The organism is Halalkalibacter suaedae (genome assembly GCF_017939705.1).
GTDB classification, from domain to species: domain Bacteria; phylum Bacillota; class Bacilli; order Bacillales; family Bacillaceae_D; genus Halalkalibacter; species Halalkalibacter suaedae.
In genome coordinates, this window is record NZ_JAGKSQ010000006.1 from 234,809 (window position 1) to 249,620 (window position 14,812).

The 14,812-nt window shown below is 39.8% G+C and carries 11 protein-coding genes; all 11 read right to left on the reverse strand.

Annotation, left to right across the window (positions count from 1 at the left end):
- Window positions 1-13 precede the first annotated feature (13 nt).
- Entirely contained in the window at window positions 14-304 is a 291-nt protein-coding gene (gene gatC / locus J7W16_RS15610) for an Asp-tRNA(Asn)/Glu-tRNA(Gln) amidotransferase subunit GatC (protein WP_210598352.1), read from the reverse strand.
- A gap of 155 nt (window positions 305-459) precedes the next feature.
- The gene (putP, locus tag J7W16_RS15615; RefSeq protein WP_210598353.1) at window positions 460-1,968 is read right to left on the reverse strand and encodes a sodium/proline symporter PutP; all 1,509 of its coding nucleotides are present in this window, start codon (window positions 1,966-1,968) and stop codon (window positions 460-462) included.
- Between the two features lie 265 nt (window positions 1,969-2,233).
- Complete coding sequence (locus J7W16_RS15620; protein ID WP_210598355.1) at window positions 2,234-3,196, reverse strand: ABC transporter permease; 963 nt, start codon at window positions 3,194-3,196, stop codon at window positions 2,234-2,236.
- On the reverse strand, window positions 3,197-4,255 hold the full coding sequence (locus J7W16_RS15625) for an ABC transporter permease (RefSeq protein WP_210598357.1): 1,059 nt from the start codon (window positions 4,253-4,255) through the stop codon (window positions 3,197-3,199). It abuts the gene before it with no gap.
- Entirely contained in the window at window positions 4,255-5,784 is a 1,530-nt protein-coding gene (locus J7W16_RS15630; protein WP_210598359.1) for an ABC transporter ATP-binding protein, read from the reverse strand. Before J7W16_RS15630 ends, J7W16_RS15625 begins: the two co-directional genes overlap by 1 nt.
- Before the next feature lie 148 nt (window positions 5,785-5,932).
- Complete coding sequence (locus J7W16_RS15635; protein ID WP_210598361.1) at window positions 5,933-7,051, reverse strand: BMP family lipoprotein; 1,119 nt, start codon at window positions 7,049-7,051, stop codon at window positions 5,933-5,935.
- A gap of 297 nt (window positions 7,052-7,348) precedes the next feature.
- A complete protein-coding gene (locus J7W16_RS15640) occupies window positions 7,349-8,536 on the reverse strand; it encodes a CamS family sex pheromone protein (RefSeq protein WP_346726942.1) in 1,188 nt (395 codons plus the stop codon).
- A 29-nt stretch (window positions 8,537-8,565) separates the two neighbouring features.
- Window positions 8,566-10,578, reverse strand: a complete 2,013-nt coding sequence (gene ligA, locus J7W16_RS15645) for an NAD-dependent DNA ligase LigA (RefSeq protein ID WP_210598363.1) — start codon at window positions 10,576-10,578, stop codon at window positions 8,566-8,568.
- A gap of 14 nt (window positions 10,579-10,592) precedes the next feature.
- Window positions 10,593-12,815 carry a DNA helicase PcrA gene (gene pcrA, locus J7W16_RS15650; protein WP_210598364.1) on the reverse strand — a complete coding sequence of 741 codons (2,223 nt, stop codon included), beginning with the start codon at window positions 12,813-12,815 and terminating at the stop codon, window positions 10,593-10,595.
- Between the two features lie 57 nt (window positions 12,816-12,872).
- The gene (gene pcrB / locus J7W16_RS15655; RefSeq protein WP_210598366.1) at window positions 12,873-13,568 is read right to left on the reverse strand and encodes a heptaprenylglyceryl phosphate synthase; all 696 of its coding nucleotides are present in this window, start codon (window positions 13,566-13,568) and stop codon (window positions 12,873-12,875) included.
- Between the two features lie 197 nt (window positions 13,569-13,765).
- Window positions 13,766-14,803, reverse strand: coding sequence for a ribonucleotide-diphosphate reductase subunit beta (locus J7W16_RS15660; RefSeq protein WP_210598368.1), 1,038 nt, complete (start codon window positions 14,801-14,803; stop codon window positions 13,766-13,768).
- Window positions 14,804-14,812 lie beyond the last annotated feature (9 nt).

A 14,812-nucleotide genomic window follows, 5' to 3' on the forward strand; every position in this document is an offset into this window, starting at 1 on the left:
AGCTTGTCCTCCCCTATTCTAAAATGGACGGTACGCGGATCTGTCCATCCTCATGATCTGGTGCATTTTTTAATACATCTTCAATTGGTAAACCTTTGTCTGGCTTATCTTCACGCAACACATTCTTCATATCAAGCACATGTGTCGTCGGCTTTACTCCTGTTGTATCAAGCTCATTTAGCTGTTCTGCAAATGAAATAATTGCATCAAGCTGCTGTGTAAACATTGTTGCTTCTTCCTCAGTAATCGCAAGTCTTGCTAAATTAGCAACATGCTTCACCTGTTCCTCTGAAATTCGGGACATTATCTATTCACCTCCGCAAAAATTTGCACGTAATGACAATATGATTAATAATACCAAATTACACACCTATAGGCAATAAGCGGTAATGACTCGGCATTCCTTCCAAGAAAAGAACTCCCAGCTATCACCACTGGGAGTTCAATCTAATCTAACTACTATACCGTTTTCGATGTTGCCTTTTCAAATTCTTCTTCAATTTCTTTAGAAGGCTCTTGACCTGCCAAGCTGACTAACCAAACAGCAAGCCATGCAAGAATGAAACCAGGAATGATTTCATATAGGCCTAGAATCGGATATTGATCTGCTGAGATATCAAACCAATTCGTCAATTCCGCCCAGATAATAACGGTTGCTCCACCGACAATCATACCTGCTAATGCACCATTACGTGTCATTCGTTTCCAGAATAGAGCCAGAATAATAACAGGGCCAAATGCAGCCCCAAAACCAGCCCATGCATAACCAACTAAATCAAGAACAGAGCTTTCTGGGTTATAGGCAAGCCAGATCGCAATAAGTGCAATAATGACCACACCTAGACGCCCAACCCAAACAAGTTCATTCTGACTCGCATCCTTACGAATAAAGGCTTTGTATACATCCTCTGCTAATGCACTAGATGATACAAGTAGCTGTGAATCAATTGTACTCATAATTGCTGAAAGAATCGCTGCGAGTAAGAAACCTGATACCCAAGGATTAAATAACACTTGAGTAAACATGATAAATAATGTTTCGTGTGCGCCTTCAGGTAGAGCTCCTCCACCTAATCCACCAGCTGAGAAATAGGCAATACCAGCAAATCCAGTGAAAATCGCACCGAATAAGGCAAGAACCATCCATGTCATCCCAACTGCACGAGCCTTTGGAATTTCCTTAACAGACTTTACAGCCATGAAGCGTGTCAGGATATGTGGTTGACCAAAATAACCTAAACCCCACGCAAGTAAAGAAATAACCCCAATAAATGTGGCTCCTTGGAACGCATCTAAATAGGCAGGATCAATTGCTCCAACTGCATTTACTGTTTCACTCCAACCACCGATTTCTGAAATTGCAACAATTGGCACGATAATTAATGCTAAGAACATTAAAATCCCTTGTGCAAAGTCAGTCCAACTAACGGCAAGGAAGCCACCTAGGAAAGTATAAGAAATAATAACAATTGCACCAATCCATAGGGCTTGAGTGTAAGTCATCCCGAATGAAGCTTCAAATAGCAATGCTCCACCAACAAGACCAGATGACGTGTAAAATGCGAAGAAGACAAGAATAACAAGTGCAGAGATAATACGAAGTAAGTTCGACTTATCATGAAACCTGTTTTCTAAGAAATCAGGTAACGTAATTGAATCATTCGCTACCTCAGTGTAAGTGCGAAGACGCTCCGCAACAAACTGCCAATTTAAATACGCACCAATTGCTAAACCAACAGCAATCCATATTTCACCCATACCACCGACATACATCGCACCAGGTAATCCGAGTAATAACCAACTACTCATATCCGAAGCACCAGCACTTAATGCGGCAACACTTCCACCTAAACGCCTTCCTCCAAGTACATAATCAGAAAGATTGCTCGTTAATTTGTATGAGACAAGTCCTATTGCAAGCATCCCTACTAAATAAATAATAAATGTGACTAACGTGGCCGTTTCCAAATTTACTCACTCCTTTTTGTTGATAATGAGATTAACGATAAAATAATTAATAATGGCATAGGAATCGCCAATAACAACCATGTTGCTGTTGTTAATTCGTAACCCATTGTTCTCCCCTCCTCTTCCCTGTCTTAAATTAGCCTTATGCAGCAAAAGACAGATTCATTACAGACGACCTAATCTAAATACCCGAATTTCATGCTCTTCAAACATAAAATTACACAAAAATAAAACCTTCTAAGATATTCTTAGAAGGTTTTACATATTATCTTGAACCTTTAACATACGGTTTCCCTACTGCCTTCGGAGCATCTGCCCTACCGACAAATCCTGCTAAAGCAAGAATAGTTAGAACATAAGGAGCAATTAACAAAAATACACTTGGTATATTTGCAAAAAGCGGTATTTGTTGTCCTGTTATACTTAATGCTTGAGCTAAACCGAAGAATAAGGCAGCTCCTAAAACCCCTAAAGGATTCCACTTTCCAAAAATCAAAACTGCCAAAGCCATGAACCCTTGACCAGCAATGGTTCCACCAGAAAAGTTACCAGCGATGGTTACTGCATAGACAGCTCCACCAAGACCACCTAGTGCACCACTTAACATGACTCCAACATAACGCATCTTATTAACATTGATTCCCATTGTGTCGGCTGCCATTGGATGTTCGCCGACAGAACGTAAACGCAGACCAAATGGTGTATAGAAGACCACATATAGGACGACAAATACTAATAAAATCGCTAAGAATGACGTCACATACGTTCTAGAAAATAGCAATGGACCGATAATTGGAATATCACTTAGAAAAGGAATATCAATACGATTTAATCGATTTTGAATGAAATCAGTTTGACCTTTTCCATAAATTAAACGTACGAGAAAAACACTTAAACCGACAGCCAGGAAGTTCAGGGCCACACCACTTACAACCTGATCAGCCCGGAAGTTTATTGAAGCAACTGCATGAAATAATGAGAAAATGGAGCCAACAACAGCTGCTATCAGTAATGCTAGCCACGGAGACAACGCCCCAACTCCTGAGCGTTCAAGAGTTAATGTCGCAATAATCGCAGTAAATGCTCCCATAACCATAAGTCCCTCAAGACCAATATTAACAACACCAGAACGTTCACTAAACAGTCCACCTAGTGCTGTTAAAATAAGTGGAGCCGCAGCAATGATCGCTGCTGGAATAATGAGGGCGAGGATTTGCATAAGATCCATTTAGAGCCCCTCCTTTTTTACGCGATTAATAATCCAGTGAATCACATAGCTAGATGCAACAAAGAAAATGATAAGTGCAATCACTATATCGATTAGCTCTGCCGGTATCCCAGCCTGTGATTGCATCGTTAAAGACCCGACTTGAAGTCCACCAAATAAGAATGCCGCTAGAAAAACACCCAAGGCTGCATTAGCCCCTAGCAAGGCAACTGCAATTCCATCAAAACCAACACCTGTAAATCCTGACAGAATATTCATATATCCGAATGTTCCAAGTCCTTCCATTGAACCTGCTACACCAGCAAACGCACCTGCAATAATCATTGATAAGACAATATTATTTTTGACATTCATACCAGCGTATTGAGAAGCATGTTGATTAAGTCCAACTGCACGAAGCTCATATCCCTTTGTTGTTCTCCATAATATGAACCACATAATTAAACAAGCAAGTATTGCTACAATAAAGCCGTAATGGGCTCTTGAGTAATCTGTAATCGATTGGATAAAAGGTGATGCAAGTGAAGCTGTTGGTGCAATCGATTCCGTTCTTTCACCAGGAACAATTAAGTATTCCCGAATTAAAAAATTAGCAGTATATAGAGCAATATAGTTCATCATGATTGTTACAATAACTTCATGTACCTGATAGCGAGCTTTTAGAATTCCTGGTATTACTCCCCACAGAGCACCTGCTAATGCCCCAGCCATAATAGCTAATGGTAAATGAATTACTTGTGGTAAGTCCAAGACAATACCAACATAGACGGAAGCCAACCAACCAACAATTAACTGACCTTCTACACCGATATTAAATAGGCCAGTACGAAATGCAAAGGCAACTGATAACCCAGCTAATATTAATGGTGTCATTGATCTGATTGTTTCACCTATATAATAAGGGTGACTAAAAATCCCTGTTAGTAGAGCCGTATATCCTACAATTGGATTATACCCACTAACAACCATAACAATTGCACCGATAAGAATTCCTAATAATACAGCAATAATCGGAACAGATAATGATAATAATTTCCCCGTCGGAAGCCACTTACGCATTAGTTTGCTTCACCTGCTTTCTCTTTCTTACCCCCGGCCATTAGGAGGCCTAGTTCTTGCTCGTTCGTTTTATCTCCATCGACAATTGCAACAATTTCTCCTTCATACATAACCGCAATTCGATCACTCACATTTAGAATCTCATCTAACTCTAAGGACATAAGTAAAACGGCTCGTCCTTTGTCGCGCTCGGAAATAAGTCGACTATGAATGGACTCAATCGCTCCAACATCTAGACCACGGGTTGGCTGTGCGGCAATTAAGAAATCTGGTGAACGATCAACCTCACGGGCAATAATCGCTTTTTGTTGATTCCCACCTGAAAGCGCCCGAGCTGCAGTATATTCACTTGGAGTTCTAACATCGTACGCTTCAATGAGAGCACGAGCTTTTTTATAAATTTCCTGATAATTTAGTACCCCTTTTTTCGACAAAGGCTTACGGTAGTAAGTTTGGATAGCCATATTCTCTCCAACAGAAAAGTCAAGAACTAATCCGTGCTTATGACGATCTTCAGGGATATGGCCAATACCCGATTCCGTGACTTTTCTAGGTGCTAAATTTGTAATTTCCTTATCATTCAGAGTGATTGAGCCAGACTCTGCTTTTCTTAGACCTGAAATAGCCTCAATTAACTCACTCTGACCATTTCCATCAACCCCAGCTAGACCCACAATCTCTCCAGATTTTATATCTAGGGATAGATTGTTTACTGCTTTTATTCCCCTTGAGTCCTTTACTGTTAAATTTGATACAGCTAAGACGACCTGCTTCGGTTTAGCTTCTTCCTTTTCAACAGAGAAGTTAACCTCTCTACCAACCATCATTGCCGCAAGCTTATCAGGGTCAGATTCACTGACATCAACCGTGCCAATTCCTTTTCCTCTTCTAATAACTGTGCAACGATCACAAACTGCCATAATTTCTTTTAATTTATGTGTGATTAGTATGATTGATTTACCTTCAGAAACTAACACCTTCATAATTGCCATTAATTCGTTTATTTCCTGCGGTGTCAGTACTGCTGTTGGTTCGTCGAAAATCAAAATTTCTGCACCACGATAAAGTGTTTTAAGTATTTCTACTCTTTGCTGCATTCCAACAGAAATATCTTCAATTTTTGCATATGGATCTACCTTCAGACCATAGCGGTTTGAAATTTCTTCGACTTCCTTTGCCGCCTTTTTAATATCAACAAGGGTAGCCTTCTTCGGCTCATTACCCAATATGATATTTTCTGTTACGGTGAACTTTTCAATAAGCATAAAATGTTGATGGACCATCCCAATCCCTAAGCGATTAGCTACATTCGGATCTGATATATTGATCTTCTCTCCACGAACAATAATTTCTCCTTTTTCGGGTTGATATAATCCAAAAAGCACATTCATTAATGTTGATTTCCCGGCACCATTCTCACCCAGAAGAGCGTGAATCTCCCCTTTTTTAACTTGTAATGTGATATTATCATTTGCAACAATACCAGGGAATTCTTTTCTAATATTATTCATTTCAATAACATAAGTCATTTCTTTTTCCTCCCACCTTTTAACAACTTCCAACTATGTAGCGATAAGGGGCAATGATGGATCGGGGCAATTAGTCAATTCATCATTGTCCCTTCTAAAAAGAGAAGGGCGTCTTAGACAATACATCTAAAGACACCCTTGTTACAAATTAAAGGGTTTTCAAGTATTCTTCGTATTGCTCATCAGTAGTTGGTACATTGATTTCACCAGACAGTATTCTCTCAATGTATTCATCAACAGTTGAAAGAGCTTCTTCTGACATATTATCAGTAGTCGTAGCAATACCAACGCCTTCATCTTCTAAACCATATTCAAGGATTTCTCCACCAGGGAAATCGCCATTCATTGTTTGTTCAGTAACAAGGTATACAGCTCTATCAACACGCTTAATCATTGATGTTAATGTAACAGATGCACCTGTTTCTTCATCATAAATACCTTCTTCATGTTGATCTTGGTCAACACCAATTACCCAAACATTTTCACCATTTAATGCACGGTTTCTAGCCTCTGTAAATACACCGTTTCCAGTTGCTCCTGATGCATGATAGATAATATCTGCACCTTGGCTGTACATTGTATCTGCAATTTGAGTACCAACATCCGCAGCATTGAAGCTTTCAGCATACTGAACACGGATCTCTGCGTCAGGGTTTACAGCCTTCACTCCAGCTTTAAAACCATTTTCGAATTTCTTAATTAATTCTCCTTCAACACCACCAACAAATCCTACAATATTACTTTCTGTTTGAAGACCAGCTGCAACCCCAACAAGGAAAGATCCTTCATGTTCCTTAAACGTGATATGAGCTACGTTCTGTAATGGAGTTCCTTCTTTATTTGTTACAACTGAATCAACAATCGCAAACTGTGCATCAGCATTTTGTTCAGAAACAGTTAGCACCGCATCGTTCATTAAGTAACCAATTGCCCAAGTCAAATCAAGATCTTCACGCACTAAATTACGAATATTCGGTTCAAATTCAGCAATATCGCCTGATTGAACATAACGATATCCAGTTCCTTCCTCAAGACCGAACTCTGTTCCAAATTCCGATAATCCAGCCCATGCTGATTCGTTGAATGACTTATCGTCAATTCCACCAATATCAGTAACCATCCCAACTTTAAAATCTGATGTTTCTTCTGCAGGAGTGTCTGTTGCCCCTCCTTCAGCTGGTGCTGGGCTTTCTTCCGCAGTCCCACATGCAGCAAGTGTTGTTACTGCAACCGTTGACATTACCAAAGTACGTAACCACTTTTTCATGTTATATCCCCCTATTTTTTTAATGCTGACCAAAAGATTACTACGCTGATTGGTTCTTCACCTTAGGTTTTCACCATCGATTGGTTCTATACCCGAAACCGAAAATAATCAATCAACAATTTTAACGTTAAAGTCAGACTTCAGACTTCTTGAACGAGTCCTCAAGCGAATTAAATATATCATGTACATTTTGAATAATAAATACATTTTGTTATATTTCTTACGGTTCTATATAAATTTAGTATTTTAGGTTATAAATAGAGACAGTTATAGGAAAACTGCCTCTATTTACCATTATTAATCAAATATATGAATAATTGGTTCACTACCAGGATTCTGAACAATAAGACTTTCTAATTTACCAGAAACCGAACTCACCTTTAGACTAATCTTATAATTTGGATCGAATCTTTGTTGGAGTTGGCTAGCTGCATATTGCGTCAATGCAACAATTTCAGCTTTTCCTTGGAAACGAATGGGGATCTCAATCGAGAGCTCCTGTATTTTGTTATCTAAATATCTTCCTTTTCCTACAACGCCAATATATGAATCAAAGAAACCCTGTACATCATCTTTGAAACGTTGGAATTGATCGGCTTCCCCTCTAGCATGCTCACTCGCTTCACTTGAAGGAAACAAATAGTATTGTTCATTAATTTCCTGCCATCGTTGCAAGGCATTACCTGGATCGGCCTTTGCTTGTGAGATGAAATTACCTGGAATTGCAGATTGTCTAGGCTGCTCCCTAAAAAGAGCGATCACAATCGGTATGTCTTGAAAGGCTCCGTCTTCAAACTCTCCGGATCTTAGTCGACTGAGTATTTCCTCTGCAATTCGTTTCCCCTCTCGTTCAATGACATCGTCAGGTATGACTGTCTCATAGAAATTATAAAGACCATCCTCTGTCTCAGTCCGAAAATTATAGACACTATTCAAAGAAAGCCCAAGCACAATACCACCTAGCTTCATTTGACCATCTTCACTCTTGACAAGATAGTTATGCTCTAAAATATGAGAAAGATATCTTGGATGATTTTCTTCCCGTTCCTTCTGGTCTTTTTCATCTCCTAGAGCAGGATTTAATCCCGTTGGGTTCGTTTCTTCGTTATATCTCATCAGCCAGCTATTCAACTGGTCTCTTTTAATGAACTGACCTTCTCTAAAAAAGTAAGTATCTGGATCGAAATGCTGCTGGGCAATACGAGTAAGTCCCATCTCTAACTGGTCAAGATCCATCCGATTGTCTACAACTGCTGTCCCAAAACCTCTTGATTCACCATGAAGATAGGTACCATCATAAATAACACTTTGATAGTAATTATCTGGGGTTAAAATCGGAGGAACAACTTCAACTACTTGCTCTTCTTCACTATCAATTGACTCATCGATAATGGCTTCTTCCTCTTCCTCTTGGGGTAAAATTTGAAAGCATCCCGATAGAAAAATCACTAGGATAGACATTATCCAAAAGTAACGCTTATTCACATTTCCCCCTCCTCTCTCATCTAAAAAATCTAGAACTTCGATAACACGTCAATGAGTTCGGCCTCATCCCAAATTTCAATTTGAAGATCCTCGGCCTTTGTTCTCTTCGATCCAGCGGCTTCTCCAGCAATAAGCAAATCGGTTTTCTTACTTACACTCCCTACGACTTTTCCACCTAACGCCTCAATTTTTTCTTTCGCTTCATCACGCGTTAGCTGTTCGAGTTTACCAGTAAGAACAATTGTCTTTCCTGAGAAAGGACTGTCGGCAATCTCAGCAACCAGCTTCTTCCGTGGTCCAGTATAATTCATATTTATCCCTAAGTGCTCTAGTTCATTTAAGAGGTCATTTACTTCTGGTTTCTGAAAATATCGATGAATAGAGGCAGCCATCTTTTCCCCTATTTCGTTCACTGCAACTAATTCATCTACACTCGCCTGCTTAAGACTCTTCATTGATTCGAATTCAATTGCTAATGTTTTCGCAGCCTTGGCACCTACAAAGCGAATACCTAGACCAAACAGCAGTTTCTCAAGTGAATTAGATTTTGTTTTCTCAATTGCATCAAGAAGGTTATCTACAGATTTTTCACCCATTCGTTCAAGCTGCAAGAGAGCACTACGCTCAAGTTTATAAATATCAGCTACATCATGGACAAGGTCATGATCAAACAATTGGACGATAATTCGTTCGCCAAGTCCATCAATATTCATTGCATTTCTCGAGACAAAATGGATCAAGCCTTCCTTGATCTGAGCAGGACATTGTGGATTAATACAGCGAAGTGCCACTTCTCCTTCCAAACGAACAAGGTCACTTCCACATGCCGGACAATGGGTCGGCATTGCGAAATCACGTTCACTTCCATCCCTTAACTCAGGCAAGACATTTACAACCTCAGGAATAATATCGCCTGCTTTTTTGATAACAACAGAATCACCAAGCTTTAGATCCTTTTCTCTAATTAAATCCTCATTATGTAATGATGCCCGTTTTACTGTTGTACCGGCAACTGTTACTGGAGTTAAGATCGCTGTCGGTGTAACGACACCCGTTCTTCCGATATTTAATTCAATATCTTCTAGGGTTGTAATAACCTCTTCGGCAGGAAATTTAAACGCAATAGCCCAGCGTGGACTCTTAGCGGTAAAGCCAAGCTCCTGTTGCAGATCCAATTGATCAACCTTAATGACAATTCCATCAATTTCGTACGGAAGATCAGATCTTTTTGCTACCCATTCCTCTGTATACTGAATAACGTCTTCAATCGTTTCACATTTCTTACTTTCTTGATTCACTCTAAAACCTATTTTTTGAAGATATTGTAGTCCACCATGATGTGACGGCAATTCCTGTCCTTCAATATATCCAATCGCATACACAAACATCGAGAGATTCCGTTTCGCTGCTAGTTTCGGGTCTAATTGTCGCAATGATCCTGCTGCTGCATTCCTCGGATTTGCAAATCGCTCCTCACCCGCTTGCTCCTTTGCTTCATTTAATTGATCAAAGGAACGCTTCGGCATAAAAGCCTCTCCACGCACTTCAAGTGTCAAATTCTCTTTTAGTTTCAGTGGAATCGCCGGAATTGTTTTCAGATTTTCGGTGATATCTTCTCCAACCGTTCCGTCTCCACGCGTTGCTCCTCGAACAAGTCGACCATTTTCATAAGTCAAAGAGATCGCTAGTCCGTCAATCTTCAGCTCACAGCTATAGCTGACCTCATCACCGACAAGCGAACGCACCCTTCGATCAAAGTCAAGCAGATCATCTGCAGAAAAAGCATTCCCTAAGCTTAACATTGGAGTCCGGTGCTCAACCTTCTCGAAAAATGGCAAAGGCTGCCCCCCTACTCTTACAGTAGGAGAGTCCTCTGTCACCAAATCAGGAAAATCAGTTTCAAGCTTAATTAATTCATTTAATAATTGATCATATTCAGCATCTGAAACGATAGGGTTATCTAATACATAATAATGATAGCCATACTCCTCTAAAGACGCTCGAAGTTCTTCAACACGCTTCTCTGCAACTTGTCGCTCCATCAACCTCGTCCTTTCTATTGCTTCGTAATTGGGGCAAACTTAGCAAACAATCGCTTCACACCTATTGGATTAGGAAAAGCAATATCAAGCTCAAGTGAATCCTGCTCGCCCTTTATGCTGACGACCGTTCCTACTCCCCACTTCTTATGCTCCGCCTTGTCACCAACACTCCATGAAATTTGATCTCCACCAGTATGTGTCACCTTTGAACGGCCTGTTGTGGCCGGTGTTTGTGGCTTCTCAACAGCTCTAGCTGTCATCCAGTTTGGTGCTTCTTTCACTTCATGTAGCAGCTCCATACACTCTTCAGGAATTTCAGAAATAAAGCGTGACGGAGGATTGGAATTCGTTCTTCCATATAATGTCCGTATTCTAGCGTTCGTCATATACAATTGCTTTTCAGCACGAGTGATTCCAACATATGCAAGTCTTCGTTCTTCTTCCATCTCTTCCGCTTCAAAGAGGGAGCGACTATGTGGGAAAATCCCTTCTTCCATTCCTATTAAAAAGACTAATGGGAATTCCAGTCCCTTTGCTGAATGCAGGGTCATAAGTGTGATTGACTCTTTAGGCTTACCATCATTGTCGTCATCAAGCTTATCAATATCAGCAACCAATGCCAAATCAGTTAAGAAGTTAATAAGTGATTTATCGTCATTTTGCTTCTCAAATTCGTTTGTAACAGTTATAAATTCATCAATATTCTCAAGACGACTCTGTGCCTCAATCGATTGTTCATTTTTCAACATTTCTCTGTAACCCGTTCGGTCCAGGAGCTCTTCAACAAGTTCAGTAACTGATAAATATTCCTGCATGTTCACCCAATTACTAAGCTGGTCAGCAAAATCCTTCAGCTTCCCGGCAGTTCGTGCTGGTAATCCTATTTGCTCAATTTCCTGCAATGCAGCAAACAATGATAAGTCGTGTGCCGTTGCATATGCAGCTACTTTATCGACAGTTGTTCCACCAATGCCTCGCTTTGGTACATTAACAATTCTTTGTAGACTGATATCATCATCTGGATTGGATATTAAGCGTAAATAAGCAAGAACATCTTTTATTTCTTTACGATCATAGAATTTGGTTCCACCGACAATTGTATAATCAAGATTTGATTTCACAAAGAATTCCTCAATAACACGTGACTGTGCATTTGTCCGATATAGAATCGCGATATCAGAGGAAGTATACTCAGTTTCTAGCATCGCATCCTGGATCTTTTCAACAACAAACTGAGCCTCTGAATGCTCTGTATCTGCTGCATAATAGCCAATCTTCGCACCATCATCGTTGCATGTCCAAAGATTTTTCTTTTTGCGGTTACTATTATTTGCAATTACCTTATTGGCTGCTTCCAAAATTGTTTTACTTGAACGATAGTTTTGCTCAAGCAAAATCACCTGCGCTTTAGGGTAATCCTCTTCAAACGAAAGAATATTAGCAATATCCGCCCCGCGCCACCGATAGATCGATTGATCTGAGTCACCAACAACACAAATATTTTCAAACTTGGCTGCAAGCATTTTAACGAGCATATACTGTGCTCTGTTTGTATCCTGATACTCATCCACGTGAATATATTGAAATTTCCGTTGATAAAACTCTAGCACTTCAGGAACAAGCTTAAACAACTCAATTGTTTTCATAATAAGATCATCAAAATCCAGTGCTTGGTTCTTTTTTAATTGCTTCTGATAATCAACATAGACATCTGCTGCCGTTTGTTCGAAAGGACCAGTTGCCGTACTTGCATACTCATCTGGCTTTTTCAGCTCATTTTTGGCACTACTAATCATCCCAAGAATGCTTCGTGCATCAAACTTCTTAGGATCAATGTTTTGATTTTTTAAAATTTGCTTAATCACAGAAAGCTGATCACCTGAATCTAATATCGTAAAGTTCCGACTATACCCGATACGGTCAATATCACGACGTAAAATCCGAACACACATCGAGTGAAATGTCGAAATCCAAATATCTTCAGCAATTGGTCCAACTAGACTAGCAACACGCTCTTTCATCTCTCTAGCAGCCTTATTCGTAAAGGTGATAGCAAGTACACTCCATGGTGCAATAGCCTTTTCACGCAGTAAATAAGCAATCCGGTGGGTCAGCACTCTTGTCTTCCCACTCCCCGCACCAGCCATCAACAATAGAGGTCCATCTGTATGTGTTACCGCTTGTCTCTGCTCTGGATTAAGTCCTGCGAGCATCTTCTCAATAATCTTCGCTTGCATACCCTCACTCCAAACATTTGTTCTAGTTATTCTCTATAGTTTACTTTGTTGTTTGTCTTATTTCAATGTCTCTTTTACCGCTTGTACGGTTTTTATAGCTGCATTTAGATCATCATAGATTAAATTCCCAACGACAATAGTATCCGCAACCGCAGCCATTTCACTCGCTTGTGCGACAGAACGAATCCCACCACCGTAGAAAAGTTTCGTATCTGACAATACCTTCCCTACCTGCTTGACAAGCTCGACGTCTCCATATGTTCCACTATACTCTACATAGAAAATTGGAAAACGATAGAGGTTTTCAGCCATTCTCGCATATGCGACTACATCATCAATTGATAGGTCTGTCTTCGCTTCTGTTAGCTTAGCAGCCTTTGCTTCAGGATTAAGTATACAATAGCCCTCGACCTTGATCTCATCCCAGTTCATGATAGCACCGTATTCTTTAATCGCCTGATGATGATAGCCCAAAACCCAGTCTACCTTTTGACTATTCATTACAGATGGGATAAAAAAGTAATCAAATCCAGGCGTGATTGATTCGATCGTTGAAACCTCCAGCGCACAAGATACCGTATACCGGCGTACACGCATAAGAAGTTGGAGTGTGTTATCTAATGTCACACCATCACTGCCACCAATAATGAGGCCATCCGTCCCAGATTCACAAATCTGTTCTAGCTCTTCATCTGTTATGTTTTTATTTGGATCTAATTTAAATACATGACGCCACTCTTGATACTCAAGCACGACATTTCAACTCCGTTCGTTTCGTATGTCTAAGCCCTAATTATAGCAAAGATGATTAGGGTTGTCGCCCAAGCTGTCGGCTCATCTTTTTTCCAATTATGTAGATTCGATTAACAAAAGTCACGTGCACCCTCCAACATTTTACCTATCAGAAAAAAAACGTCTCAAGGACCATATTGATCCTTAAGACGTCCATTCTATAACTCATCAAATCCATTATCACTAGAAACCTTCGCATACTGGCGTGACTTTTGCTCAAAGAAATCGCTCTTTGCCGCATTCACATCCTCATATGCTTTGATCCATCGCATCGTATTTGTACGGTGCTCAGGGAAAATATGATCATAGCCAAGCTGTTTCACACGTTTATTTGCCATAAATTTTAAATATGATTCCATTTCCTCTGGATCAATCCCATCAAGCTTGTCCCCTATAATATAACGGAACCATTTAATCTCAAGATCAGTTGCTTCTTTAAATGCATCTTCAACAAATTGCTTCATTTCTGGGGTATCTAGTTCAGGATTTTCTTTTAGAAGCTCCTTAAACAAATTCGTAAAGAAATGAACATGTAGCTGCTCATCACGATTGATATAATTAATCATCGTGGACGTTGAAACCATCTTTTGATGTCGAGCTAAATTATAGAAGAAAGCAAATCCAGAATAGAAGTTTAACCCTTCTAAAATAACATCATAAACAATGGACTTAGCAAGAGATTCTGCTGTCGGATCACTAACAAACTCCTCATAGCCATCAACAATAAACTCGTTACGCTCTCTCAAAACAGGATCATGCTTCCAATATTCATAAATCTCATCCTGCATTGATTTTGGCACAAGACTAGACAAGACATAGGAGTAGCTTTGGTTATGAACAACCTCCTGAAATGATAGGACACTCATTAACGCAGCCATACTCGAGTCAGTTAAATAGTCTGCTACTTTCATTGAGTAATCAGTCTGAATACTATCCAGAAAAGCAAGCAGTCCAATAATTTTCTTGAAGGCTTCCTGCTCATCACCTGTTAGGTTAGGAAATTGCTTTGCATCATGTGTCATATTAATTTCAAATGGTGTCCAGAAATTAGCGAGCATGTTCTTATATAAAGGATATGCCCATGAAAAACGAACATCATCCCAATTTAGCACATTTGAGCTTTCGCCATTAATTAACCCAGTCGAAGCATTTGGAGCGTGAATATCATATAATTTTCTTTTTTTCATTGTATCCATAATAAATCC